27 protein-coding genes are annotated in these 22,543 nt (G+C 71.3%); 15 read left to right on the top strand and 12 right to left on the bottom strand.

The window, feature by feature from the left end; all coding sequences use genetic code 11:
* Nucleotides 1-54 precede the first annotated feature (54 nt).
* On the bottom strand, nucleotides 55-855 hold the full coding sequence (locus ACQEVC_RS11640; protein ID WP_346258809.1) for an HAD family hydrolase: 801 nt from the start codon (nucleotides 853-855) through the stop codon (nucleotides 55-57).
* A gap of 796 nt (nucleotides 856-1,651) precedes the next feature.
* Between ACQEVC_RS11640 and ACQEVC_RS11645 the strand changes: the two genes are divergently transcribed.
* Entirely contained in the window at nucleotides 1,652-2,050 is a 399-nt protein-coding gene (locus ACQEVC_RS11645; RefSeq protein ID WP_432876178.1) for a hypothetical protein, read from the top strand.
* 22 nt (nucleotides 2,051-2,072) lie between these two features.
* On the opposite strand, the gene ACQEVC_RS11650 is transcribed toward ACQEVC_RS11645, so the two are convergent.
* Both ACQEVC_RS11650 and ACQEVC_RS11655 read right to left on the bottom strand, forming a co-directional pair.
* Nucleotides 2,073-2,300 carry a hypothetical protein gene (locus tag ACQEVC_RS11650; RefSeq protein ID WP_432876180.1) on the bottom strand — a complete coding sequence of 76 codons (228 nt, stop codon included), beginning with the start codon at nucleotides 2,298-2,300 and terminating at the stop codon, nucleotides 2,073-2,075.
* A gap of 7 nt (nucleotides 2,301-2,307) precedes the next feature.
* Complete coding sequence (locus tag ACQEVC_RS11655; RefSeq protein WP_432876182.1) at nucleotides 2,308-2,586, bottom strand: hypothetical protein; 279 nt, start codon at nucleotides 2,584-2,586, stop codon at nucleotides 2,308-2,310.
* Nucleotides 2,587-3,183: 597 nt separating this feature from the next.
* On the opposite strand from ACQEVC_RS11655, the gene ACQEVC_RS11660 reads away from it, so the two are divergent.
* The 3 genes from ACQEVC_RS11660 to ACQEVC_RS11670 are packed head-to-tail and all read left to right on the top strand — an operon-like array spanning nucleotide 3,184 to nucleotide 5,446.
* Entirely contained in the window at nucleotides 3,184-4,494 is a 1,311-nt protein-coding gene (locus tag ACQEVC_RS11660; RefSeq protein ID WP_432876184.1) for a hypothetical protein, read from the top strand.
* A 14-nt stretch (nucleotides 4,495-4,508) separates the two neighbouring features.
* A complete protein-coding gene (locus ACQEVC_RS11665; protein WP_432876186.1) occupies nucleotides 4,509-5,063 on the top strand; it encodes a GNAT family N-acetyltransferase in 555 nt (184 codons plus the stop codon).
* A gap of 32 nt (nucleotides 5,064-5,095) precedes the next feature.
* On the top strand, nucleotides 5,096-5,446 hold the full coding sequence (locus ACQEVC_RS11670; RefSeq protein ID WP_432876188.1) for a hypothetical protein: 351 nt from the start codon (nucleotides 5,096-5,098) through the stop codon (nucleotides 5,444-5,446).
* 53 nt (nucleotides 5,447-5,499) lie between these two features.
* Here ACQEVC_RS11670 and ACQEVC_RS11675 read toward each other — a convergent pair whose 3' ends face one another.
* From ACQEVC_RS11675 to ACQEVC_RS11695, 5 genes are all read right to left on the bottom strand, one after another.
* Nucleotides 5,500-5,931 (bottom strand): hypothetical protein, encoded by a 432-nt coding sequence (locus tag ACQEVC_RS11675; protein ID WP_432876190.1) that lies wholly within the window; start codon nucleotides 5,929-5,931, stop codon nucleotides 5,500-5,502.
* A gap of 244 nt (nucleotides 5,932-6,175) precedes the next feature.
* Nucleotides 6,176-6,643: a hypothetical protein gene (locus ACQEVC_RS11680; protein WP_432876192.1), complete on the bottom strand. Its 468-nt coding sequence runs from the start codon at nucleotides 6,641-6,643 to the stop codon at nucleotides 6,176-6,178.
* 655 nt (nucleotides 6,644-7,298) lie between these two features.
* Nucleotides 7,299-7,739, bottom strand: coding sequence for a DUF4259 domain-containing protein (locus ACQEVC_RS11685; protein WP_432876194.1), 441 nt, complete (start codon nucleotides 7,737-7,739; stop codon nucleotides 7,299-7,301).
* Nucleotides 7,740-8,355: 616 nt separating this feature from the next.
* The gene (locus tag ACQEVC_RS11690) at nucleotides 8,356-8,769 is read right to left on the bottom strand and encodes a VOC family protein (protein ID WP_432876196.1); all 414 of its coding nucleotides are present in this window, start codon (nucleotides 8,767-8,769) and stop codon (nucleotides 8,356-8,358) included.
* 133 nt (nucleotides 8,770-8,902) lie between these two features.
* The gene (locus ACQEVC_RS11695) at nucleotides 8,903-9,955 is read right to left on the bottom strand and encodes an alpha/beta hydrolase (protein ID WP_432876198.1); all 1,053 of its coding nucleotides are present in this window, start codon (nucleotides 9,953-9,955) and stop codon (nucleotides 8,903-8,905) included.
* Nucleotides 9,956-10,378: 423 nt separating this feature from the next.
* Between ACQEVC_RS11695 and ssd the strand changes: the two genes are divergently transcribed.
* From ssd to ACQEVC_RS11735, 8 genes are all read left to right on the top strand, one after another.
* Nucleotides 10,379-11,443 (top strand): septum site-determining protein Ssd, encoded by a 1,065-nt coding sequence (gene ssd, locus ACQEVC_RS11700; RefSeq protein ID WP_432891301.1) that lies wholly within the window; start codon nucleotides 10,379-10,381, stop codon nucleotides 11,441-11,443.
* On the top strand, nucleotides 11,440-11,607 hold the full coding sequence (locus ACQEVC_RS11705; RefSeq protein WP_432876200.1) for a hypothetical protein: 168 nt from the start codon (nucleotides 11,440-11,442) through the stop codon (nucleotides 11,605-11,607). The genes ssd and ACQEVC_RS11705 overlap by 4 nt, the downstream gene beginning before the upstream one ends.
* Nucleotides 11,604-12,833, top strand: coding sequence for a TadA family conjugal transfer-associated ATPase (locus tag ACQEVC_RS11710; RefSeq protein WP_432876202.1), 1,230 nt, complete (start codon nucleotides 11,604-11,606; stop codon nucleotides 12,831-12,833). The genes ACQEVC_RS11705 and ACQEVC_RS11710 overlap by 4 nt, the downstream gene beginning before the upstream one ends.
* Nucleotides 12,830-13,951 (top strand): type II secretion system F family protein, encoded by a 1,122-nt coding sequence (locus ACQEVC_RS11715; protein ID WP_432876204.1) that lies wholly within the window; start codon nucleotides 12,830-12,832, stop codon nucleotides 13,949-13,951. The genes ACQEVC_RS11710 and ACQEVC_RS11715 overlap by 4 nt, the downstream gene beginning before the upstream one ends.
* Before the next feature lie 308 nt (nucleotides 13,952-14,259).
* On the top strand, nucleotides 14,260-14,850 hold the full coding sequence (locus ACQEVC_RS11720) for a type II secretion system F family protein (protein WP_432891304.1): 591 nt from the start codon (nucleotides 14,260-14,262) through the stop codon (nucleotides 14,848-14,850).
* Nucleotides 14,851-14,871: 21 nt separating this feature from the next.
* Nucleotides 14,872-15,042 carry a DUF4244 domain-containing protein gene (locus ACQEVC_RS11725; protein ID WP_101368449.1) on the top strand — a complete coding sequence of 57 codons (171 nt, stop codon included), beginning with the start codon at nucleotides 14,872-14,874 and terminating at the stop codon, nucleotides 15,040-15,042.
* Nucleotides 15,039-15,407, top strand: a complete 369-nt coding sequence (locus ACQEVC_RS11730; protein WP_318398863.1) for a TadE family type IV pilus minor pilin — start codon at nucleotides 15,039-15,041, stop codon at nucleotides 15,405-15,407. The genes ACQEVC_RS11725 and ACQEVC_RS11730 overlap by 4 nt, the downstream gene beginning before the upstream one ends.
* Complete coding sequence (locus ACQEVC_RS11735) at nucleotides 15,404-15,910, top strand: Rv3654c family TadE-like protein (RefSeq protein WP_432876207.1); 507 nt, start codon at nucleotides 15,404-15,406, stop codon at nucleotides 15,908-15,910. Before ACQEVC_RS11730 ends, ACQEVC_RS11735 begins: the two co-directional genes overlap by 4 nt.
* Before the next feature lie 77 nt (nucleotides 15,911-15,987).
* Here the strand turns inward: ACQEVC_RS11735 and ACQEVC_RS11740 are convergent, their stop codons facing one another.
* The gene (locus tag ACQEVC_RS11740) at nucleotides 15,988-16,530 is read right to left on the bottom strand and encodes a hypothetical protein (RefSeq protein ID WP_432876209.1); all 543 of its coding nucleotides are present in this window, start codon (nucleotides 16,528-16,530) and stop codon (nucleotides 15,988-15,990) included.
* Nucleotides 16,531-16,736: 206 nt separating this feature from the next.
* Nucleotides 16,737-17,498, bottom strand: coding sequence for a fibronectin type III domain-containing protein (locus ACQEVC_RS11745; protein WP_432876211.1), 762 nt, complete (start codon nucleotides 17,496-17,498; stop codon nucleotides 16,737-16,739).
* Between the two features lie 311 nt (nucleotides 17,499-17,809).
* Here ACQEVC_RS11745 and ACQEVC_RS11750 point away from each other — a divergent pair, with 311 nt between their 5' ends.
* The gene (locus ACQEVC_RS11750; RefSeq protein ID WP_432876213.1) at nucleotides 17,810-18,514 is read left to right on the top strand and encodes a GH12 family glycosyl hydrolase domain-containing protein; all 705 of its coding nucleotides are present in this window, start codon (nucleotides 17,810-17,812) and stop codon (nucleotides 18,512-18,514) included.
* 253 nt (nucleotides 18,515-18,767) lie between these two features.
* Here ACQEVC_RS11750 and ACQEVC_RS11755 read toward each other — a convergent pair whose 3' ends face one another.
* Nucleotides 18,768-18,977 (bottom strand): hypothetical protein, encoded by a 210-nt coding sequence (locus tag ACQEVC_RS11755; RefSeq protein ID WP_107262234.1) that lies wholly within the window; start codon nucleotides 18,975-18,977, stop codon nucleotides 18,768-18,770.
* A gap of 116 nt (nucleotides 18,978-19,093) precedes the next feature.
* Complete coding sequence (locus ACQEVC_RS11760; protein ID WP_432876216.1) at nucleotides 19,094-21,658, bottom strand: DEAD/DEAH box helicase; 2,565 nt, start codon at nucleotides 21,656-21,658, stop codon at nucleotides 19,094-19,096.
* A 59-nt stretch (nucleotides 21,659-21,717) separates the two neighbouring features.
* Between ACQEVC_RS11760 and ACQEVC_RS11765 the strand changes: the two genes are divergently transcribed.
* Nucleotides 21,718-22,074 (top strand): STAS domain-containing protein, encoded by a 357-nt coding sequence (locus ACQEVC_RS11765; protein ID WP_318398861.1) that lies wholly within the window; start codon nucleotides 21,718-21,720, stop codon nucleotides 22,072-22,074.
* A 16-nt stretch (nucleotides 22,075-22,090) separates the two neighbouring features.
* Nucleotides 22,091-22,528, top strand: coding sequence for an ATP-binding protein (locus ACQEVC_RS11770; RefSeq protein WP_432891307.1), 438 nt, complete (start codon nucleotides 22,091-22,093; stop codon nucleotides 22,526-22,528).
* Nucleotides 22,529-22,543 lie beyond the last annotated feature (15 nt).

The following is a 22,543-nucleotide window of genomic DNA, read 5'->3' on the forward strand; positions in this document are numbered from 1 at the left end:
CGGGTCCCGGCGGCCGGGGACCGATCGACCCCGGCCCTGCCTGATTGCGAGCTGTCAGGCGGTGGTGGTGCGGGTCCGGCGGTGCCGGCCGTACCAGGCGATGCCGATGGCGACCCCGACGCCGACTCCGATGGCCGCCGCCGCGACCGGCACGGCGGGACGCTCCCGCAGCCGGCGACCGAGCGGCACCGGGTGCCGGAACTCCAGCACCGGCCAGCCGTTCTCCACGGCGAGCTTGCGCAGCGCCCGGTCCGGATTGACCGCGCTCGGATGCCCGACACACTCCAGCAGGGGACGGTCGCTGACGGAGTCGGAGTAGGCGTACGAGGCGGTGAGGTCGTAGCCGCGCTCCTTGGCCAGCTCGCCGACCGCGTCGACCTTGCTGGGACCGGCCGCGTAGAACTCCACCTCGCCGCTGTACCGCCCGTCCACCACCGTCATCCGGGTGGCGATCACGTCGGCGACCCCGAGCAGTTCACCGATCGGCCGGACCATCTCCTCGCCGGAGGCGGAGACGAGTACGACGTCCCGGCCGGCCGCCTGGTGCTCCTCGATCAGGGCGGCCGCCTCGGCGTACACGTAGGGGTTGATCAGCTCGTGCAGCGTCTCGGCGACGATCTGCCGGACCTGGTCCACCGGCCAGCCCTTGCACAGCGTCGCCAGATAGTCGCGGGTACGCGCCATCGTCTGCTCGTCGGTGCCGCCCAGCCGGAACATGAGCTGGGCGTACGCGGACTTGACCACGTCGCGGCGTGTGATCAGCCCGTCCCGGTAGAACGGCCGACCGAACGCCAAGGCGCTCGACTTGGCGATGACGGTCTTGTCCAGATCGAAGAAAGCGGCGCTTCGGCCCACGGCGCGAAAGTCTAGCCGGATGGTCTATGGTCAGCGGGTGCGCGGGGTCACCTTTGGCACCTGCCGACCGGTTACCCCCTGATCGGCCGATCAGTCCCAGGGTGATCACGGTCACAGCCTGAGGGCGGACTTTCGCAGGGAGTGGAAGTTAACGCCACTCGACGTATACGGGTCGACTCAGGCATGCTTGTAGTTACGACACACTTTCATATCCTCTGTGCTCGGTAGACCTCGGCGGTCGCACCCCCCGTGACCGCCGAGCGGGTTCGGCTCGACCCCCCCGGAGCCGAACCCCAGACGACCCCCGTCTCCCCCCGACGGGGGTCGTCGCTTTATCCGGTGAAGCGCATTCACGCTGGTCACGGCCGTCCGACTGTCTCCGGGTACGTAGGTCGGAGCGACCTGGTCCGGAGTCGTCGCGCGTTGGGGGCGTGCCGGTCCTCATGGAGTACTGGAGTGACTGACATAGCCCCGGCGGGAGTCCCGGTACTACTCAGGTGATCCCCGGCTGCTACTCAAATTGGGGTACGCATACTGGGCTCGTCAACGTCTCGACGATCGGGCGACGTAACCGGCCCGTGGCGGCTCCTCCGGTTGGGCTCGGGTCGTTGACATCGGCGCCCGCCCAACGGCGAGTGCGGGAAGCGGTACGACGTCCAGCCCCGTCCGTCTGAAGCCGGCCAGTCTGGGCCTACAACCCGACCCACAGGCGGTTACCAGCAGGAGGGCGAGGCGGCTTCGCGGGTCCGGTTGTCGGACTCCGCTGGGTGAGGGGAGCGGTGTGCACCGTCTTGAGTTGGACGTGGCGGGACAGGCCTTCGCCAAGCGGCTGCGTGAGGCGCCGGAGTCTGCGCGTCGAGCCTTCTCGGCGGCTGTCTGTGAGGCCGCGCTCTCTCGGGTTGGTCTCACACATCAGACGTTGCTTGAGGCTGTCGAGATGATCCGGTCTGACGCGGTGCCGGAGTCACGCCACGCCGTCGTCGCCGCCATCGTGCGGGAGTTGGATGTCGCCGCTTGGGATCTGGGGAGCGGTGGTGGGGAGGCGTACTTGGTCGCCTTCCGGCGTGCACGTGCGGCCGCCGCTGTCGAGGAAGCGTGCCGAGAGACAGTCGACGCCGCCTTGGACGCGGCGTACGAGGCACGCCATGCCGGGCTCGGCTTCGCCGAGATCGAGCGGCTGCTGGTCGCCTCGTAGGCGCAGGGGGACGGGCAGCGGCTCATCGGTCGGCGCGGTACGGGGAGAAGAACGATGCGCGCACGAGGATCTGCACCGACTTGCCGGACTGGCCGTCGTGCATCATCTGCACGCCTTCCAGCCAGATCCACTCATCCCGCTCGGGCCGGTTCAGCGCCAAGCGGACGCCGGTCACCCACACCGCTATCGGTCCCATCTCGGGCCGGAACCGATCCCTGGCGTCCAGCCGGATCACCGCGCCGAGCTGCATCCGTACGTCAAGCACGACGACCGCCGACCGGACGCCGCGCCGCCCCCATTGGCCGGACCCGCGCCGGAGGTCGGACGATCTGTAGCCCGGCGGGTTGGACGAAGATGTCTCGCCGGTCTACCGCCTCGCCTGCCTGGTCGAGGACGTAGCCGGTGATCCACGCCCACCCGTGATAGGTGGGCTTCGGATCTACCTTCAGGACCCGGAATATCAGCGCCCGCTTGCCGGCGAACTGGACCGAGGCCCGCCCGGTCACGCGCACGAGGTCTCCTGTCTTCGGCACCACGCCAGATGTCCCCTCATCGAGCGGCGCCGAGGTGGGCGGGTTCTACGGACCGGCCGCCGTCGGGTCGACGGACACGGGTCTCTGCCCAGCACCCACCCCGGGCCTATCTCACCCCGGTCGGCTCCCCGTCCGCGCCGGGAACCCATGAACCGCTCACACCGGTACCGCCGCAGTCGATGCAGTCCCGCCGCTGTACCCGGCCGGCATGTGCCGGAGCACGCAGCGCGCGGCGAGGACTGGCCACCTTCCAGCCGTGGCCCCCGCACCCCCGGCACCACACCGTCGGCCCGGCTCCGAGGTCGATCGGGGACCTCAGCCGGAGCGCGGTCGGGCATCGCAAGCCTGGCTCTCGCAGCCGGATCACGACGTGCACCCGCCAGCCCTCGGAACCGGGCTCGGTGCGGGTTAGCCTCGAATCAGCGGTTGCGCTGTGTGGAGCTGTCACACACCGATCGTGGATTGATCGACGCGGACCGTTCGAGGACCCGTATCGACATCTGTGGAGGACATGCGGCGGACATCCCGAGGACCTGTATTGATGCAAGGACCTGGACGGGTCAGCGTAGGGACAAGCCCATCTAGCGAGAGGCGGAACGGATGGCCCGAGAGCGGCGCGAACCCCGCACCCTGCTGGAGCACCTGATCCAGCAGAGTGACCGCACGTACGAGGAACTGGCCGAGGAGTTCTCCCGGCACGATCCCCGTGCGGCGATCAGCGCCCGCCACCTCGGCCGCCTAGCACGCGGCGAACGGGACCTGTCCGGATCGACACCGGCAACCCGCCGCGCCCTGCAAGCCCTGTTCGGCCGACCGGTCGAAGAGCTGCAACGCCCCTGGGCTCCCGACACCCCCTCCAGCATCCCGGAACAGCGCGGCACCCTCGCCCTGCCCGGGACAGGTCCGGAAAGGACGATCCTCGCCATGGCCGCCCAACGCGCCCGCAACTACGCCATGCTCGCCGCCGAAGCCACCACCCCCGCCGCGATCCAACAACTCGCCGAAGACGTACAGCGGCTCGCCCTTGCCTACCCGCAGCAGCCAGTCACCCAGCTCATCGGCGACCTCGCCGAAACCCAAGACACCCTGTTCACTCTGCTGGAGCGCCGCCAACCGCCGAACCAGTCGAGGGACCTACATTTCCTGGCCGGCATCACCAGCGGCCTACTGGCCAAGGTGTCGCACGACCTAGCCGACCCGCACGCCGCGATGCTACAAACGCGCACCGCCGTACTCTGCGCCGAACAGGCCGGACACCCCGGACTGCAAGCCTGGCTGCGCGGCATGCAATCCCTCGTCGCCTACTGGGCCGGCCGGTACGCCGAAGCCGTCCGCTACGCCGACGCCGGACGCGAACACGCCATCGAAGCCGGCGGAACGACCGCGGTCTGGCTGCCCGCCAACGCCGCCCGCGCCTACGCCGCCCTCGGCAACGCCGAACAAGCCAAAGCAGCGATCACCGAGGCCGAGCAGGCATGGTCCCGGGTACGCCCCGACGACCTCGACGCCATGGGCGGCATCTGCACCTTCAACCAGCCCCGCACCCTCTACTACGCCGCCGACGCCCTAGCCTGGCTCCCCGACCAGGCCGCCGAAGCCGAGGAATACGCTAGCCAGGCCGTCACCGCCTACGCCGACCCCCACGACCCGGCATGGGCCTTCGGCGACCAGGCCGGCTCCCACGCCGACCTTGCCATCGCCCGCATCGCCGGCCGCGACCTCGACGCCGCCACCGACGCCATCACCCCCGTGCTGGACCTGCCCGCCGAACAGCGAATCAACGGCATCGTGCACTCCGTCCGGCGCGTCCACCAGGCCATCACCCGCGCCGGACTCACCGCCGACGCCCGGGACCTGGTCGACGGGATCGAGCACTTCACCCACACCCCCGCCAACGCCCTACCCCGATAAGCCAGGATCAGACTGTGTACCCGATCGACACCATCACCGGCAGCCTGGTCAACCTCCGCGACTTCCGCCCCGACGACGTCACCGACACCCTGGCCATCGTCGGCGACGACCGCGTCACCCGATGGCTCTCCTACGACAGCCGCAACCACGACCAGGCCGTCGCCATGATCGAAGGCGCCATCCAACGCGCCCAGAACGAGCCCCGCATGGAGTACTACCTAGCCATCACCGACAAGCACGACCAGATGATCGGCTTCGGCAGGCTCGGCCTCGGCGGAGTCAAAGCCGCCAAACTCGGCTACGCCATCCACGCCGACCACTGGGGCCACGGCTACGCCACCGACGCAGCCCGCACCCTCATCACCCACGGCTTCACCACGCTCAACCTGCACCGCATCAGCGCCGCCATGGACCCCGACAACGCCGCGTCCATCGCCGTGGCCAAACGCCTCGGCATGCAGTACGAAGGCCACCTACGCGACCACGTCCACACCAACGGCGCCTGGCGAGACTCCCTGCTCTACTCCATCCTCGCCCACGAATGGCCCGCTAGTCAGTCGGAGGCGTAACCCGGGCAGTTGTGATCGCGGCCGGACTCAGCATGCGCGACACACCCATGCCCCCGGACGAGGACCACGACGCACACTTCGGCATCACACCTCAGCGACGGGCAGCCGCCATCCGCGCCGCCGCCGCCGAAGTCCTAGTCCGGGTGCAGGAGTGGCGCGACTCCCCTCACTGGCGAGATGACGATACCAACCGAGACCGCTATCGCCGCACCGCCGACGCGGTAGCCACACTCGACAGAGTGCCCGACCCAAGCACGCCCGAGGCGCTCTCCGCGCTGGTCGAAGCAATCCGCCCCATCCTTCATGTGTGGCGTCCGGGTCGTCCCGGTGCTGAACAAGCCATTCATTCTGCAGTGCAGCGGCTGCAGCGGGTTTCTGCATGACGGGCGGCATGGAGCCGGGGCGGGCGGCTCATCGGGCAATTGTTACGGCGGGGTCATTGGTAGGAATCACGTGCTGGCGTCAAGGAAAACTTAGCGTGCATCCAGGCAACCGCCCACTTCGGACAGTGTTTGTTGACCTCCTGGGTCAGCCGTTGGCCTAGCCTGACGCGTACAAGCTCCTCAGGCACGCTTTCCTCAGTGCGCTCGATTTTGATGCGCTTCCTTATGGCGCGGTACAGGAGGTCGTTTGGGTAGATGTCGCGAACTACCTCATGATACGGATGAAGCCCTGTGTCCGACGACTCTGAGACGAGGCACCCAAGCCAAAACAGCAGTGCCTTGGTTGAGGGTGGCTGGCTTGTGTTAATGTCCGGCATTGCCGGGATGATCTTGCCTAGGGCAAGATCGAGGTTTCCGATGCCGTCCAGTGATATATGGATGGGCTGCCTTGCCAGCAAATCCCCATATTCGCGGCTTCCGGCCAACCATGAGTTCTGCGTCCGGCCGAGCGAGTCCGACGACAGTGTGAGGATGAAGTAGTGCTTGGAGAGGCTAGGGGAGTGTTGGAGGACAAGAGTGTTGGAGGAGTGTTGGAGGAGCAGACTGCCGAATAGCTCTCATTAGGATCAAGAGCGCCGCGCAAGCGCGGCGCCGCCCGCCGCACTCGGCCTGCTGGCGGCCTCCGGCCGGCATCGGCCGGCGCGACGGGCCACGGGCCTTGTCACCCCGTCAGGGCAGATCGGCGATCGATACGTCGAACCCGGAGGTCTCGTCGCGCAGGGTGACCTGCCACATCTCTGCCGCCGACTCGCAGATCTCGCGGACGATCTTCCAGTCGATCAGGTCACCGAGGAGCGTCACCTCAATGAGCGCATCGCACTCGCTGAGCGACGCTGGTCCGCCCTCACCGATCCCCCAGGAGACCATCTCGCGAACCGAGTCTGGCCGCGTTGTCACCTCCAGCGCGAGAGGCCACCTACGTGGCGGCCCTGGAAGCAAGTCCTGAACCAACTCGTCCAGGTCTGCGCTCAGGTCATGGTCCGCCGATAGATCACAACTCATCCAGCCGACACCATCGCCGGTAGGTACGGCAACTACTGCCGGATCCCGGCGTTGGACCGACGACACCAGACGCGGAAGAACGTGGTGCGCGACGGGATCACCAACGTAGGCGAAGAGAGGCAGTTGGTAGGCCAAGCCGTACTCCTCTCCTGGCTGCCCGCTGGCGGCCTCCGGCCGGCAACGGCCAGGCGCGGCCGGCCTGATCTGCTAAGTCCGAAAATCATTGACCGCCGCCTCGACCCGCAGCCCGATCCCCGTCAGGGCAAGGAGGAACGCGAGGACATGCGGTTCGGTGGACCCGCTGGCGCTCCACATCGTGAACAGGGAGATCAGAAGCCCTGCCACTATCGCCATAGTTCCGAGTACACGTTTGCCAGCCGCTCGCTCAGATCGAAGGTCCACGGCCCGGACGGTACTCGACTTGCATCGAGACTGGCCGCCTGTGGAAGAACAAACGCCTACTTGCGTCGGGACGATCGCCTGGGGGGCCGGCCGCCGTCGAGGGCGGGGCGATCGCTGCCGCGCCGCTTCGCGCCTTGCCACCGGAGTACGTGGTCCAGGCACGCGGTGACCCGGCGACACGGCAAGCCGCCCCGGCCCGAAGGCCGGGGCGGAAAGCCGTACGACGCCGGCCGGCCGCGCGCCCGCCCGGGCCATTCACGGGCCATAAGCCGGTGCCGTAGACGGTCATCAGCGGGCAGGAGCGGGCACCACTACCCCGCCATTGACCAGGCACTCCGGACAGACCGGCGCAGCCGGAAACGATCTTCCAAACTGAAGGTGTCGCCAGCTAAAGCAGGGCGATCTGACCGGGCAGTTCAGACGGACCGGACAGCACTGCACGGAGCTTGTTGATCTGCGGGAACTCACTCACTCCCGCCTCGGCCCACGGGGCCCGCCACTCCGAGTTGTCGCTGAGGACCCGATCTAGTGCCTCGACTGCCAGTTGTGGCAGGTCGTGGTCCAGGTCGAGGGCTTCACCGGCAAGCAGAAAGTCTGGTGCGTACGGCGAGGTTATCGGTTCTCCGCCGGGCATCTGGGACGCCACTATCGCGGCCGCGGCGATGGCCGAGACGGCATCGCAATCGTCGAGGTATCCCGTGTTGAGCGCTGCCGTTGTCAGGGCAGCACGAACAATTGCCGGCCGTTCAGACGGATCGGCATCGTGGAGGTCGCCGCACCAGTCGGCGGCGCTGTCATTGTCAAACGGACCGTCATCCCAGGTGCCCATGTGCTCCTCCACCCGTTTCGGTGAACGATCATGAAGTCAATTGCGGGCGGACGCAAGGGCGCGAGAGCGCTGGCTGTACAGCCAGCGGCACAGCCAAGCCGGCCGACAGGCGTGCGTGACGAACGGCGGCAACCGACAGGGCGAGCAGGTCAGCTACGGTTACCGACGCCGGCCGACAGTAGTCTTGATCTTTGCAAAGCAGAGGTTGGCCTGTGGTCGTGGCGAGTGGCGGCGTGCAACCGGGTCGCCGCCCGGAGTCAGCAGAAAGTCAGCGAACGCCGTACCGCGCGACCGACGACGATCATGCTCCGCAGCACGACCCTCACTTCTGACCACGCGGTACGGCACTCGATCACACTCGGCGCTACGGCCGATCACTCTCCCCCCGACGGGGGTCGTCGCTTTTGCCGGTGAAGCGCATTCACGCTGGTCACGGCCGTCCGGGTATCTCCGGCGCACGTCGGTCGGGCCGACCTGTCCGGGGTTGACGCGGGTCGGGCCACGCCGTCCGTCGCGCGGGTCGCCGACCCAGCGGTGTCGGCCAGGGCCACCCCCGTTGCTACTCAAGTGATCCGGCGCCCCTACTCAATTGTCGAGCGAGCGGCCGAACGGGCAGCTACCCGAAGTCGGCGGCCGTGATGCCGTCGGCGTGCCCGGGCGGCCACTGCACCAACTCGATCCGGTAACCGTCCGGGTCGGTGAGCCACGAGGTCTGCGGGCCGCCCGGGCCGGCGGGCTGTTCCACGGGACCGGGCCAGAGGCCCGCTCTGATCAGCGCCTCGACCGTGCCGGCGAGGTCGTCGACCTGGACGACGAGGTGGCTGAACCCGGTACCGACGTCCACCGGCCCGTCGGCCGGCCGGTGCACCAGCTCCAGCGTGACGACATCCTCGTGCGGGAACTTGAGGACGGTCAGACTCGCACCGTCCCCGACGTCGACGCGACCGACCAAGGTGTATCCGAGCGCGGTGTAGAAGGCGAGCGACGCGGCGAGGTCCGAAACGCGGTACGCCGTGTGGAGGGTCTTCACCAGGCCAACCATACGAGGACGCGACCGAGACGGCTCGGTTCCCGCGGCCCCGTCCGTGGTCAGCCCCTCCCGTCGTACGGCCTCCAACACTTGAAGGCTGGCACCTTCGACGCCGCGCCCCGTCCCCCGGGGGCTACTCGTGATGCAGAGCCCGGGCCAACGTCGTCGCGGCCTGCGCGGTGACCGCCTGCGCCGCCTGGGTGGTTGCCAGCGAGTCCAGCATCGCCATGTCGTGGATGATGCCCTGGTAACGCACCTGGGTCACCGGTACGCCGGCCCTGCGCAGCTTTGCCGCGTACGCCTCGCCCTCGTCGCGCAGCACGTCGGCCTCGTTGGTGGTGACCAGGGTGGGCGGCATGCCCCGGAGCTGCTCGGGGCTGGCCCGCAGCGGTGACGCCATCGGATCGGCCCGTTCGGCCCGGTCCGGCAGGTACTGGTCCCAGAACCACATCATCAGCTCTCGACTCAGGTAGTAGCCGGTGCCGAAGTCCCGATAGGAGGCGGTGTCGAAGTCGGCGTCGGTCACCGGATAGAGCAGCACCTGCCGGGCGAAACGGGGACCGTCGCGCCGGGTGGCCAGCATCGCCACCACCGTCGCCAGGTTGCCGCCCACCGAGTCACCCGCGATGGCGATCCGGGTCGGGTCGAGGCCGTAGTCGTCGCCCTGGCTGGCCAACCACTGCGCCACCGCGTAGCACTCCTCGATCGCGATCGGATACCGCGCCTCCGGCGACCGGCTGTATTCGGGGAAGACGATCGCCGAGTTGGACTGCACCGCGAGTTCGCGGATCAGCCGGTCGTGGGTGAGGGAGTCGCCGAAGACCCAGCCGGCGCCGTGGATGTAGAGCACTGCCGGCAGCATGCCGCCGACTCCGCGCGGCCGCATCATCTCCTGGGCGGCGGAGCGGAGGCGGTCGCCCAACCCCCCACCCGCCCCACCGAACCGGCCGGCGCCCCGGGGCTTGACGATCCGCACCGGTACCTGCCCGGTGGGGCCGCCGGGCACCATGATGTCCTCGATGTCGACCTCTGGGCGGGGGAGGCTGCCCGACTGCATCTCGACCAGCGTCGCCCGTCCCTTCTCCGGAGCGAGCTGGAACGGAAACGGCGGATTCGCCGTCATCCGGATTACCTCCTCCGCGGCCGGTTCCAGCACCACCGAGGCCGTGCTCACGGACTGCGCCATGACGGCTTCCTCCCCCGATCTTCACCGCTGCGTCGCGCGGTAGCGACCCGCACCGCCCGGATACCCCCGTAGGTGGCGAATATGGCCTGGCCGGCGGAGGTCCGCACGCTCCGCGCGATCGTCCGCCGCGCCCTGCCCCCGCATTCCCGCGAAACCCCATCGGGTACGCACACGGCCGCCCGCGCCCGCTGCCGGGACCGCCGCTGACCGCCCCCGGTGCACATACCAGATCCACTGGCTCGACGGGCGTTATCCACAGCCGGTCCAGTTATCCACAGCGCAGATTTCCGGTGCCTGAAACGGAGGTTCGGGACGCCAGGGTGTGGCGGTAACCGGACCGCCCGTTGGAGCCGGATCCCACCGCTGGAGGACGTGATGCCACCGCGTACCCCGGTCCGTCCCGGACCGCGCCTGCCCCTGGTCGTGACCTCGGACAACGAGCTACTCGACGAGCTGCTCCGGCTCGCCGCGGCGGGTGGCGGCGAGGTGGAGGTGGCCGCCGATCCGGCGTCGGCCCGGTCCCGGTGGGCCGCCGCGCCGCTGGTGGTGGTCGGCACCGACCAGGCGCAGGCCTGCCTACGGGCGAGGCTGCCCCGCCGGCCCCGGATGGTTCTGGTGGGCCGTGCCGGGGAAGGGGATGGCGGCTGGGAGGTGGCCGAGCTACTCGGCGCCGAGCACGTCGCCGTGCTGCCGGCGGCCGAGCCCTGGCTGGTCGACCGGTTCGGCGAGTGTGTCACCGGTCAGGGTGCGGTGGGTGGCCCGGCCCGGATCGTCGCGGTGATCGGCGGCCGCGGCGGGGCCGGCGCCAGCGTACTGGCCGGTGGGCTCGCCATCACGGCGGCCCGGTGCGGCCTGCGCACGCTGCTGGTCGACGCCGATCCGCTCGGCGGCGGCCTCGATCTGGTGCTCGGCTGGGAGCAGTTGGAGGGCCTGCGCTGGCCCGCGTTGACCGAAGCGGACGGTCGGGTCGACGCGCCCGCGCTGGTCAGGGCACTGCCGAGTCGGGGCGACCTGGTGATGCTCTCCTGGGATCGCGGCGACCTGCTGGCGTTGCCGGCCGAGGCGATGGCGGCCACCATGGACGCCGGCCGGCGTGGCCGGGACGTTGTCGTCGTCGACCTGCCCCGACAGCTCGACGACGCGGCGGTGATCGCACTCCAAGCGGCCGACCAGGCGTTCGTACTCGTTCCCGCCGAGTTGCGGGCCACCGCGGCGGCGGCCCGGGTGGCCGCGGTCGCCGGGCTGCACTGCGCCAACCTCTCGGTCATCGTGCGCGGCCCGGCCCCGGGCCGGCTCAAGGCTCGGGAGGTCGCCCGGGCACTTGACCTGCCACTGGTCGGCACGCTGCGACCCGAGCCCGGGCTCTGTCGCAACCTGGAACGCGGCGAGGCCCCGGCGGCTGCCGGGCGCGGTCCGCTGGCGGCGCTCTGCCAGCGCATCATCACCGACCTCACCGGTGCGGCCGGCGTTCCGGCCGAGGCGCGATGACCGCCCGGAAGCGGGTCTCCCGGACCGACGCGGCCCAGGGTTGGGTTTCCCGGACCGACGTGGCCCAGGGCAGGGTCTCCCACACCGGCGCGCCGCAGGATCGGGTTGCCCGCACTGACGTGGCCCAGAGTCGGGGCGCCCGCGCCGAGGCGGCCCGGCAATGAGGCACGATCTGGCCGCCCGGGTCCGGCGCCGGTTCGCCGCCGAAGGGACGACCGTGACCCCGGCCGCCGTCGTCGCGGCGGTACGTGCCGAGCCCGGCGCCGCCGTCCTCGGCGACACCACCGTGCTGCGAATGGCCACCCGGGTGCACCACGACCTGGTCGGTGCCGGCCCGCTGACGCCCCTGCTCGCCGACGACCGGGTCACCGACGTGCTGGTCAACGGCACCGAGGTCTGGGTCGACCGGGGCACCGGGCTGTCTCCGGTGTCGGTGCCACTCGGCGGCCCCGACGAGGTACGCCGGCTGGCCCAGCGGCTCGCCGCCGCCTGCGGTCGACGGCTGGACGAGGGCAGCCCGTACGTCGACGCGCGGCTGCCGGACGGCACCCGGCTGCACGCCGTACTGCCGCCGGTGGCGACCAGCGGGCCCTACCTGTCGTTGCGTACCTTCCGCCAGCGTCCGTTCACCCTCGACGACCTGGTACGCCACGGCACCCTGCCTCGCGCCGCCGCCACGTTGCTCGCGGCGGTGGTCGCCGCCCGGCTCGCCTACCTGGTCGTCGGTGGGACCGGGTCGGGCAAGACGACGCTGCTGAACACGCTGCTCGGCCTGGTGCCACCGACCGAACGGATCGTGCTGGTCGAGGACGCTGCCGAGCTGCGGCCCGTGCATCCACACGTTGTCGGCCTCCAGGCCCGCACCTCGAATGTGGAGGGCGCCGGCTCGGTCGGGCTGAGCGACCTCGTGCGCCAAGCCCTGCGGATGCGGCCTGACCGGCTGGTGGTCGGTGAGTGTCGGGGCGCCGAGGTGGTCGACCTGCTCTCCGCCCTGAACACCGGGCACGACGGTGGGGCCGGCACCTTGCATGCCAACGCCCCGGCGGACGTGCCGGCCCGGTTGGAGGCACTGGGGCTGCTCGGCGGGCTGCCCCGGCCGGCCCTGCACGCCCAGGTGACCGCCGCGCTCCAGGTGCTGCTCCAGGTCCGCCGCGCATCGACGGGGCGGGTGCTGGAGGCGGTCTGCCTGTTGCTGCCGGCGGGGCCGGAGCGGCTGGTCACCGTCGTACCGGCCTGGCGCCGGGACCGGGGTCTCGGGCCGGCCGCTCCGGCACTGGCCGCGCTGATCGCCGAGCGGGGAGTGCCGGTACCGCCCCTGCTGGACGCCGCGTCCCGGTCCTGGCCACAACCCTCGCCCGGCCGGCGGGAGATCACCCGGGGGACGCCGTGACCGCCTGGTGGCTGGCGGCCGTCTGTCTGGCCGGCGCGGCGATCCTGGTCGGCTGGCCGGTCGGCCGCGCTCGGGCCCGACGCCGGGCCGTGATCGGCGGGCGCCATGCCCTGGAGAGCACCGCGCGGCGGCCCGACCCGGGAGGCTGGTCGGCAGAGGTCGGTTCGGCGAAGTCACGGGCGTCCTGGTCGACCGTGCTGGATCGGCTGTTGGCCTCTGTGCCGCCTCGGCGGGCCGTGGTCGTCGGTGTCGTGCTGGGTGGCGTCGGCGGGACGCTCGCCGGTGGCCCGGTCGCTGGGCTCGCCGTCGCTGCCTACACCGGACTGGCGATACGCGGTCTGTTGCGCCGCCAGGCCGGCCGGTCGGCCGAGCGGGCACAGCGCCGCCAACTCGACGCACTCTGCGGCCTCGCTGCCGACCTGCGAGCCGGGCTGCCACCGTCGACCGTCATGTTGGCGGCCGACGGGTCGGACCGACTGGCCGGTCTTGCCCGGTCGGCGGTACGCCTCGCCGAGCAGACCGGGGCGCCCTTGGCCGACCTGGTGGAGCGGATCGAGGCCGACGCGCGGGCGATGGGCCGAGGGCTGGCCGCCGCCGAGGCGCAGGCAGCCGGTGCACGTGCCACCGCCTGGTTGCTGGCGGGACTACCGGCCGGCGGCATCGCCCTGGGCTATGGCATCGGCGTCGACCCGCTGGAGATCCTGTTGCACACCCCGATCGGTGCCGCCTGCGCGGTCGGCGCCATCCTCCTGCAACTCACCGGCCTGGTCTGGGCGAGTCGCCTCAGCGGCGCCGGCCGCGCGGACCGGATCGGCAGCGGGGCCGACCGGGACGACTGGGTTGACAGGGTCGACCGGGCTGACGGGGTCGACTGGGTTGACGGGGTCGGTCGGGTTGACGGGGTCGACCGGGCTGGCGGGGCCGACTGGGTTGACGGAAATGCCGGCGGCGCCGACAGATTGCGCGGCGGGTTCGGCGCGGCTGACGGCTCCGGTGGAATCGACAGGTTCGGTGGTGGGTTCGGCGGGCTCGCTGGTGGGGCCGATGAGATCGACGGGTTCGGTGGCCGAGTCGATGAGGCTGGCCGGTTCGCGTCCGTCGCCACCTCGGGGCGCTGACGACGGTGCGGACCCTGGTCCCGGGAGTTCTGACCGGTCTCGCTCTGCTGCTGACGCTGGTCGGGGTGCCCGCCCGCCGGTCGTCCCGACGGCGGCTCTCCGCGCTCGGTCGACTCCGCCAACGACCGCGGCTACGTAGTCCCGCCGGACTGTCCGCTCGGGCAGCCGGGCTGACCGGTCGCCGAGCGCGCCACGTCACGACCCACGCGCTCGACGACCTCGGTGAGCGCGCCGATGGACGGTCTGGACGCGGGTCGGGGCAGAGTCGGCGCGGGTGGGACGAGAGCCGGCCGGGCTGGTCTGGCCGGATCGATCTCGTCCGGCTCGTTGCCGGGTTGGCTGGGCTGGCGGCCGGGGTGCTGCTTGGCGGCTGGTTAGGCGTGCTGCTCGGGGTGACGACGGCGGTCGGCCTCGACCGGTTGCTCCGCCAGCTCGAGCCAGCGGCTGTCCGGCGGCGTCGGCTGCGCGAGTCAGCCGACCTGCCGCTCGCCGCCGACCTGCTCGCGGCGGCACTACGGGCCGGCGCACCGGTCGACCGTGCCGTCTGCGCCGTTGCGGAGGCGCTCGCCGGCCCACTCGGTGAGCGCCTCACCGAGGTCGGCCGGACCCTCCGGCTCGGCGGCACGGCGGAGGAGGCGTGGGCGCGTCTCGGGCCGGTGCCGGGCGCGGAGCGGCTGACGTCGGCGGCGGTCCGCTCCTCGGCGAGTGGCGCGGCACTGGCTGGAGCGTTGACCCGACTTGCCGACGACCTGCGGGCCGACCGGGTGACCCGCGCCGAGGCGGCGGCCCGGCGGGCCGGTGTGCTGATCGTGTTGCCGCTCGGCCTGTGTTTCCTGCCCGCCTTCATTCTCGCCGGCCTGGTGCCGGTGATCGTCGCCGTACTCGGCGACGTGCTGTGACCGATTCGAGAAGGGAACTCAATGCTGCGCAAGTTGATTGCCCGGCTCCGCGGCGACGCCGGGATGAACACCGCCGAGTACGCCGTCGGTACCCTCGCCGCCGTTGCCTTCGCCGGGATCCTGCTGAAGGTACTCACCTCCGGCCGGGTGCAGGCCGCACTGGCGAGCGTGATCGACCGGGCCCTGTCGTGAGCCGGCGCTGGCTGGGCGACCGCGACCGGGGCTCGTTCACCGCCGAGTTGGCGGCCGGCCTGCCGGCGCTGTTGTTGTTGCTGCTCGCCGGGCTCACCGCCGTGAATGCGGTGACCACCAAGGGGCAGTGCGTGGACGCGGCGCGGGAGGCGGCCCTGGCCGCCTCCCGCGGTGCCCCGGGAGTACCTGCCGGTGCCCGGGCGGCACCACCGGGCGCGGAGGTGTCGGTCTCGGTGGACGGCGACCGGGTGGTGGCTACCGTACGGGCACCGGTGCGCGCGCTCGGTGCGCGGTTGCCCCGGTTGACGGTGAGTGCGATCGCGGTGGCGGCGGTCGAGCCTGGTGCACCGGAGCCGCTGTCATGACGGCCGACCGCACCGCGAGCGCGACCCGGGTGCGTCCCGGACTCGACTGGACCCGGCGGGGGCGGGTTCGGTGCCGCCGAACGGTCCAGGGTCCTGATGGGCAACTCCGCTCGACCAGACGCTCCGCAGCAGGCTACCGGCCAGGCCCGAACGGCGGCGGATCCGATCGGGGCAGCGCCACCGTGTGGCTGCTCGCCGTGGGCCTGGTACTGGTGGTGTTCAGCCTTGGCGCGGCGGCGATCGGCGTCGCCCGGGTGGCCCGGCACCAGGCTCGGGTCGCGGCAGACCTCGGCGCGCTCGCTGGCGCGGCCTACGCGCTGGACGGTCCGGATCGGGCCTGTGCCCGGGCGGCGGCCATCGCCGCCGCCAACAGTGCCCGGATCACCGGCTGCACGCTCGACGGGTTCGATCTCCAGGTCACCGCCGAGGTGACGGTCGAACCACTGCCCGGGATGACCAGGGTTGCCCGCGCGACAGCCCGAGCCGGACCGGTCCGGGGGTGAGGGGAGCCAGCCCGGCTGACACGTCGGCGACGATCCGCCCCGGTGCTGCATGCGCTCGGCCGTCTCGTTCGGCTCGGCTACCTCCGGTCGAAGTTCCACTGTCGAGGCAGGTCACCGGCACAGGCGACGCAGCCGAAGTCGTCGTCCCGCACCACGTTGCACAACCCGCAGTCCGGGCAGCGGCGAAAGACCAGGCCGGCGGTGAAGCCGTCCGGGTGCGGCAGTTCGGCGCGGTCGAGCGCAGAGGCCACGGCCGGCCAGGAGTCGAGGTCGGGGCAGTAGCCGGTCGACTGGTTGCTGACATAACTGACGACCCAATGACCGGACGGAGCATTCTGCCCGCCGGCCCGCTCGTGCGTGAAGGCGACCTCCCCGGCACCGAGTACGTCCTGCCCACCGGCGCAGGCGACGTGCTCACTGCGCCTCGGCGCCAGCCGGAGTACACCGGTCAGGTCCACCACGTAGCTGACCGGTTCGGCCAGTTCCGGTACGGCGACCGACGCCACCCAGCGTGCGAAGTCCGCCGGACAGGTGATCCGGTACCCGGCACCTTCCGGGCGGATTCCGGCCCGGATGTCGGCGGGTCCGACGTACCGGTACCGGCGTGCCGGGGTGGCCATGCGCCGACGGTAGCCGTTCGCGGTACCGCCCCGCGAGCGTGAAATCGGCGGTGCACGCCCGATCGACGGCGTTGAGCAGCCCCGGTATGAGCGGTACCGGAACAAGGATCACCCGCTCACCGGGTCGCCGCCCCGACCGCGCCCGGTCAGGAGACCGGACGCGCATGTTGGGTGACGCCTCGCCGAGCTGCTCGCCGGGGCCCTGATTACCGGCTGGCCGGCGGCGTCGGAGGTGGCAGGAGTCGCACGCTGGGACTGCTGCTGGCGTTCCACGACGCGTCGTACGCGACGAGGTAGACCGTCTCGTAGCCGCCACGCGGCGCGATCACGGCGGTGTTGGTGCTGACCTTGGCGTCGACCCTGACCTCGTCCACAACGAACACGTGGTAGACGTGGTATTCGACCACGCCGATGTCATCCGTCGCCGGTTCCCAGGTGACCAGATAGCCGTCCGGGGTGACGGCGGTGACCACCGGGGTTCCCGGCGGGCTGGGCGGGACGGTGTTGTCACCACTGCGCGGGAAGGTCGGCGGCTGCCGGACGGACGCGCGGGCGGAGAACCCGGACGTGTTGCCGGCCGAGTCGCGGGCGGCGACCGAGAAGTGGGTCTGCGCCGCCGTCGGGGCGAGTTGCAGCGTCAGCGGGGAGTTGTCCGGTACGACCCGGGCCAGATACTGCGAATAGAACTGGTCACCCTGGTAGCTGGTGGCCAGGCCGATCCGGCCGCTGGCGAACTGGGCGTCGGTGGCGGTGACCGGGACGGTCCCGAACTGCCCGACCAGGTGGTCGCCCCGGAGTGCGAGCCGCAGCGTCTGCCAGCCACCGATCGCCGCTGTCACCGGGACGGGTGAGGGCAGGACGGCCGCGAGGGCGGCGGTGGTGACCAGCGCCAGGCCGGCGGCGATCGGGGCGTACGGGCGGCGGTCGGGTCGGTGGCGGTCCGCCACGGTGCTGACGGGGACGGACACGGCGACGACCTGCCTTCGGCAACGGACCGGGCGGCGTCGCAGTCGAACGACGGCGACCCGAGCAGCGGTGATAACTGAGCGTGAGGGAAGTCAACCCTCTGCGCGGAAATTTGACTGCGTCAATGCGATCGCGAGGGGCGCGGCTTCGCCCGAATATGGTCGCTGGGCATCTATTGACTTAGTTTGGAGGCAAAACTAAGTTCTCGGTGAGCGATGTCGCGCGCGCCATCTCCAGGCCGCAGTCGAGCCCTCGACTGCTCCGGCTATCCCGGCGTCCGTCCCGTCAGCGCCGGGCCGACAAGGAGGTCATCGTGCTGCGCACCGCACGTCTGACGATCGGCGCGTTCGCGCTCGCCGTCGTGCTGACCGTCACCGCCGCACCCGCGCCCGCCCAGGCCGTCGTCTGGAGTTCCAGCGACCGCTGGGGCACCTGGTCCAGTGGCGGCTACACGCTCTACAACAACATATGGGGCTCGGGATACGGCCCGCAGACCATCTGGGCCAACTCGCCGAGCAACTGGGGAGTCTGGGCCGACCACCCGAACACCGGTGGGATCAAGGCGTACCCGAACGCGACCCGGTACATCGGGCGCCGGGTCAGCGCCCTGGGCAACGTCACCAGCAGCTTCAACGTGACGGTGCCGACCAGCGGCAGCGGCATCGCCTACACCACGGCGTACGACATCTGGACCACTGACCACGGGCACGAGATCATGCTCTGGATGAACAAGTACGGACCGGTCGGCCCGCTCGGCAGTTTCCAGGTCAGGGCATCTGTCGGCGGGCACTCCTGGGATATCTACCGGGGTTCGAACGGATCCAACCAGGTCTACTCGTTCATCCGGACCAGCAACACCAATTCCGGCACCGTCGACATCCGGGGTATCGCCACCTGGATCCGCGACCGTGGCTGGTTCGGTGACGTCACGATCGGGGACGTCCAGCTCGGCTACGAGATCACCTCGTCCTCCGGTGGCCGGGACTTCGTCACCAACAGCTTCTCCGTCTCCGGCTGAGGCCAAGTCCGGCTGAGGCCAAGTCCGGCCGAGGGCAACTCGGGCTCATGGCAGCTCCGGCTGAGGCAACTCGGGCTCATGGCAGCTCCGGCTGAGGGCAACTCGGACTGCGCGGAAGGGACCCCTTCGCGGAAGATCCGCGGGACGGGGTCCCTTCTGTATGTCTCACGGAGGACGGTGCCACGCCTCGGTGGACGGCGCCGCCCTCGGCGGACTGGCCGGTGGCTGACCGGGTGGCCCGCTGCCAACGCCGTCAGCGAATGCTGCCCTCGGTGGCCCGGCGTACCACCCAGCTGTTCAGCACCTGGTGGATGCTGTGCAGCATCTGGTGGATCTGGTCCAGGCGTTCCGCCTGGGCCAGTGCCGCGTACGCCTGCGAGAGAGCGATCTGCTGGTCGACGGTCAGATGTGCCTGGTCGATGGTGTACAGCAGTTCGACGGTCTCGGCGATGGTGTCGGCCACGACGTCCTCCTCAGGCGGATCCGTGGAAGCGCTCCCAGCGTAACTTAACCGGATCCACATAGATCCATGCATGCGAATACCGACTATCCGCGGTCAGCCTGGTGATCGAGCCGCGATCAGGTGTCGGCGGGCTCGGCCGGAGCCATCCTGGCCAGGTTGGTCAGCACCACGTCGAGGACCCGGACCGCCTCCGGCTTGGCCAGCGGGTTGTTGCCGTTCCCGCACTTCGGGGACTGCACGCAGGACGGGCAGCCGGCCTCGCAGCCGCACTCGGCGATCGCGTCCCGGGTCGCGGAGAGCCACGCCGACGCCGCCCGGTACGCCCGCTCGGCGAAGCCCGCGCCGCCCGGGTGTCCGTCGTAGACGAAGACCGTCGGCGCCTCGGTGTCCGGATGGTTGGCCGTGGAGAGCCCGCCGATGTCCCAGCGGTCGCAGGTGGCGACCAGTGGCAGCAGCCCGATCGCGGCGTGCTCGGCCGCGTGCAGTGCACCGGGCACCTCGGCCGCCTCCACCCCGGCCGCCGCCAGCGACTCCGGCGAGACAGTGAACCAGACCGCGACCGTACGCAGCTCCCGGGCGGGCAGGTCCAGCGGCAGGGTGGCCAGCACCTCGCCGGAGGCGAGCCGGCGGCGCTGGTACGACACCACCTGGCTGGTCACGTCGACCTCGCCGAGGAACATCCCGACCGGGCCACAGTCGAGGTAGGAGCGGACCGAGACGACCGAGAGCGAGGTGACGTCCCGGGGATGGGTGGACCAGTCCGGCTCCTCGGCGTGCACCAGCGCGCAGCCGTCGTCGAGATCGAGGTCGTCCACCACGTACGACACGCCCTGGTGCAGGTAGACCGCGCCGGGGTGGACCTGGAAGTGCGACGACGCCGGGTCGACCGTGCCGAGCAGCCGGCCGGTCGACGACTCGACCACGTCCACCGGGGCGCCGCCGGTGCCGCGCAGGTCCACCTCGGGCCGCCCGGTGTGCCGCCAGTACCACCCGGTCGGGCGCCGCCGGAGCGCGCCGCCGGCCACCAGCGCCTCGACCGCCTCCTTCGCCCCCTCGCCGAAGAGTTCCAGGTCGGCCGGGGTCAGCGGGGACTCCGCCGCCGCGCAGCAGAGCTGCGGCCCCAGCACGTACGGGTTGGCCGGGTCGAGCACGGTCGCCTCGACCGGCCGGCCGAACAACGCCTCCGGATGGTGCACCAGATAGGTGTCCAGCGGGTCGTCCCGCGCTACCAGCACCGCCAGCGCCTCCCGGCCGGAGCGCCCGGCCCGGCCAGCCTGCTGCCAGAGCGAGGCCCGGGTGCCGGGATAGCCGCAGATCAGCACCGCGTCCAGGCCGACCAGGTCGACGCCGAGTTCCAGCGCGCTGGTCGAGGCGAGCCCGAGCAACTCACCGCCGAGCAGCGCCTGCTCCAGCGAGCGGCGTTCCTCGCGCAGGTAGCCGGACCGGTAGGCGGCGACCCGGGCGCCCAGGCCGGGCACGGCCTCGTCAAGCGAGCGCCGGGCGGTGGTGGCGATCACCTCGGCCCCGCGCCGGGACCGGACGAAGGCCAGCGTCCGGACTCCGGCCGCGACCGTGTCGCCGAGCAGGTCGGCGGTCTCCCGCAACGCGGAGCGGCGTACCGGGGCGGCGTCGAGCCCGGCGCCCGCCCTCACCTCTTCGGCGAGGTCGGCCGGGTCCGGGCCGCCGGTCGGGGGCGGCAGCAGCGGCGGTTCCCAGAGCGCGAAGGTCAACCCGCCGCGCGGCGCGGTGTCCTCGGTGATTGCGGTGACCGGCAGCCCGGTCAGCCGCTCGGCCGCCGCGGCCGGGTCGCCCGAGGTCGCCGAGGCCAGCACGAAGACCGGTCCGTCCGGTGTCGGCCCGGGACCGCCGGTCGCGCCCCGCTGCCCCGGCACCGACCTGGGGGTACCCGGATAGCGCGCCGCCTGCCGTCGCAGCCGGCGCAGTACGTGTGCCACGTGCGACCCGAAGACGCCCCGGTAGGTGTGACACTCGTCGACCACCACGAACGCCAGCCGGCGCAGGAAGGCGGACCACCTGGCGTGCCCGGGCAGGATGCCGTGGTGCAGCATGTCCGGGTTGGTCAGCACGAACCGGGAGTGCGCTCGGATCCAGTCCCGCTCGGCGCGCGGGGTGTCGCCGTCGTAACACGCCGGCCGTACCCCGTCGAGGCCCAGCGCGGCGACGGCCCGGAGCTGGTCGGCGGCGAGCGCCTTGGTCGGAGCCAGGTAGAGGACGGTGGCCCGGGGGTCGGCGAGCAGCGTGGCCAGCGCCGGGAGCTGGTACGCGAGCGACTTTCCCGACGCGGTACCGGTGGCGACCACCACGTGCCGGCCGGCGTACGCGTGCCCGGCCGCCTCGGCCTGGTGCCGCCACGGCGCGACCACGCCCTGCCCGGCGAGGGCCGCGCGCAGCTCGGCCGGCACCCACTCCGGCCAGTCGACCGCCGTGCCCGGGCGGGCCGGCACCCGTTCGACATGTGTCACCGGGGTCCCGGTCGTGCCGCCGTGCGCCCGGGCGCGCAGCAGGTCCAGCAGCTCACCCGCGCCGGGGCGACCGGTCGGGCGGGAGTCCCCGACCCCGGTACCGGCCGATACTGTTGCGGGAAACGTCACGCCCTGCACTCTCGCACTCTCGTACGTGCGTCGGAAGGCCGGGTCGCGGTCGGGCCGCCGTCGCTGCACGGTCCGCTGGTCGATGGTTAGATGCCCAGGAGCGTTCCTGGCCGGTCAGAGGAGGACTGATGGATCTGTCGCTGACGACCCGCGCCATCGGTGAGTACACGGTGTTGGAGGTTGGCGGCGAGGTCGACGTCTACACCGCTCCGCGGCTGCGCGAACGTCTGGTCGAGCTGATCGACGGCGGGTCCCGGGCGATCGTGGTGGACCTGGGTCGGGTGGACTTCCTCGACTCGACCGGCCTCGGTGTGCTGGTGGGGGCGCTCAAGCGGCTGCGTCCCGTCGGCGGGACCTTCGGGCTGATCTGCGACAAGGAGCCGCTGCTCAAGATCTTCCGGATCACCGCCCTCGACCAGGTGTTCCCGATCTACCCCACGCTGGACGCCGCCACGTCGGCCGACTCCTCCGGTGCCGATGCCTGATGTCGACGGCCGACGCGTGATGTCGAAGGTCAGACTCTCCTTCACCCCGGCCCCGGTCCACGTCCGCACCGCCCGGTTGGTCGGGGTCGCGGTGGCCCGGCGGGCCGGCGTGCCCGAGGAACTGCTCGACGAGGTGCGACTGGCGATCGGTGAGGCCTGCGCCCGGGCGGTCGCCCTGCACCGCCAGTACGGGCTGAGCGATCTCGTGCTGGTCGAGATGTCGGACGGTCCGGCGTACACCGTCCGGGTGATCGACCGGGCGCCGATCGAGGCCGGGTTGGGGTTGGCCGCGCTGCCCCCCGACGAGCTGGCCGACGAGGCGCTGACCGACGAGGCGCTGACGGTGGGTGTCGGGTTTGCCCTGCTCGCGGGCTTTGTCGAGGACCTCCAGGTGCGTCCGGTCGACGAGGGCGTCGGTACCGAGGTCCGGATGGCCTGGCCGCTCGGGCGGTAGCCCGGCTATTCGCCG

Origin of the sequence: Plantactinospora sp. CA-294935, assembly GCF_050936445.1 — a bacterium.
In the GTDB taxonomy this organism is placed as follows: Bacteria; Actinomycetota; Actinomycetes; order Mycobacteriales; family Micromonosporaceae; genus Plantactinospora.

Coding starts and splice junctions, on each gene's coding strand:
- ACQEVC_RS11650 (WP_432876180.1), bottom strand. CDS start 2,300: ATGCAGCTCGGCGCGGTGATCCGGCTGGACGCCAGGGATCGGTTCCGG.
- ACQEVC_RS11660 (WP_432876184.1), top strand. CDS start 3,184: ATGGCCCGAGAGCGGCGCGAACCCCGCACCCTGCTGGAGCACCTGATC.
- ACQEVC_RS11670 (WP_432876188.1), top strand. CDS start 5,096: ATGCGCGACACACCCATGCCCCCGGACGAGGACCACGACGCACACTTC.
- ACQEVC_RS11685 (WP_432876194.1), bottom strand. CDS start 7,739: ATGGGCACCTGGGATGACGGTCCGTTTGACAATGACAGCGCCGCCGAC.
- ACQEVC_RS11695 (WP_432876198.1), bottom strand. CDS start 9,955: ATGGCGCAGTCCGTGAGCACGGCCTCGGTGGTGCTGGAACCGGCCGCG.
- ACQEVC_RS11705 (WP_432876200.1), top strand. CDS start 11,440: ATGACCGCCCGGAAGCGGGTCTCCCGGACCGACGCGGCCCAGGGTTGG.
- ACQEVC_RS11710 (WP_432876202.1), top strand. CDS start 11,604: ATGAGGCACGATCTGGCCGCCCGGGTCCGGCGCCGGTTCGCCGCCGAA.
- ACQEVC_RS11725 (WP_101368449.1), top strand. CDS start 14,872: ATGCTGCGCAAGTTGATTGCCCGGCTCCGCGGCGACGCCGGGATGAAC.
- ACQEVC_RS11735 (WP_432876207.1), top strand. CDS start 15,404: ATGACGGCCGACCGCACCGCGAGCGCGACCCGGGTGCGTCCCGGACTC.
- ACQEVC_RS11740 (WP_432876209.1), bottom strand. CDS start 16,530: ATGGCCACCCCGGCACGCCGGTACCGGTACGTCGGACCCGCCGACATC.
- ACQEVC_RS11765 (WP_318398861.1), top strand. CDS start 21,718: ATGGATCTGTCGCTGACGACCCGCGCCATCGGTGAGTACACGGTGTTG.